The organism is Roseisolibacter sp. H3M3-2 (assembly GCF_029211165.1).
Classification (GTDB): Bacteria; Gemmatimonadota; Gemmatimonadetes; order Gemmatimonadales; family Gemmatimonadaceae; genus Roseisolibacter.
Genome location: NZ_JARGEK010000652.1, coordinates 1 through 1,261 on the forward strand (window position 1 = coordinate 1; position 1,261 = coordinate 1,261).

The following is a 1,261-nucleotide window of genomic DNA, read 5'->3' on the forward strand; positions in this document are numbered from 1 at the left end:
ACGGCGGCCGCGACCAGGTGCCGCCGGAGGAACGCGCCGGCGGCGCGCAGGCGCGCGCCGACACCGTCGTCGTCCTCCCCGCCGGCTTCGGCCCCGAGGCGGCGGCGCCGGGGCCGGACGGCTCGCTGTGGGTGAGCAGCATGCGCACGGGGCGCGTCGTGCGCCTGGCGGCCGGGGGCGCGTCGCACGCGCCGCGCGAGCTGCGCGCCGCGTCGGTGGGCGAGGGGCGCGCGGCGCTCGGCATCGAGGCCGTCCCGGCGCGCGGCGCGCTGTGGGTCGCCGTGAGCGCGATGCCGCAGGCGCTCGGCTACGGCGCGTCGCGCGCCGCGCGCTCGGCGCTGGTGGAGCTGGACCTCGCGACCGGCGCCGAGCGCCGGCGCGTCGAGGCGCCCGCGGGGGCGCACCTCGGCGACGTGCTGGTGCACCCCGACGGGCGCGTGTTCGCCGCCGACGGGCGCGCCGGCGCGATCTGGACGCTGCGCCCCGGCGAGTCGGCGTTCCGCCCGCTCGTGGCGGCCGGCACGCTGCGCTCGGCGCAGGGGATGACGCTCGCCGACGACGGGCGGTCGCTGGTGGTGGCCGACTACGCGCGCGGGCTCGCCCGCGTCGACCTCGCGACCGGTGCCGCCGCGCCGTTCGCGTACGCGGCCGACGTGGCGCCCGGCGCGCTGCGCGGCGTCGACCGGCTGCTGCGGCTCCCGGCCGCGGCGGGCGCGGAGGTCGAGCGCTACGTGGCCGTGCAGAACGGCACGCCGCCGGGGCGCGTGCTGCGCGTGGACGTGCGGCGCGACACCGTGGTCGCGGTGACGCCGCTGCTCGCGGGCCACCCCGCGCTGCTCGAGCCGACGACGGTCGCGCCGCTGCCGGGCGCGCACGCGTCGGGCGACGTCGAGCTGCTGCTCGTCGCGGCCAGCCTGTGGCCGAACCTCGGCGAGGACGGCGCCACGCGCGGCACGCCGACGCCGACGGCGATCCTCCGGCTCCGCGTGCCGACGCGCTGACGGCGCATGCGCGGCGCGCGGCCGCCGCGGCGGAGTGAACGCGCGCGCCACGTCGCGGGTCATGGTGGACGACGCGGGGCACGCGGTCCGTCGACCGCGCCGCGCCCGCCCGACGTCCTCCGTCCCCACGCCACGATGCGCACGTCCCCGCTCCGCCTCCTCGCCGCCGGCGCCGCGCTGGCGCTCGCCGCCTGCGCCCCCGATCCGGTCTCCCCCCCCGCCGCCCCGCGCGCAGCGCGCCCCGCGCGCCACGCCGCGAC

At 82.2% G+C, this 1,261-nt stretch carries 1 pseudogene; it reads left to right on the top strand.

The annotated features are described in order from the left end of the window. Positions 1–1,001: pseudogene (locus PYV61_RS25470) on the top strand (hypothetical protein); the annotation flags it as partial. Positions 1,002–1,261: the final 260 nt, after the last annotated feature.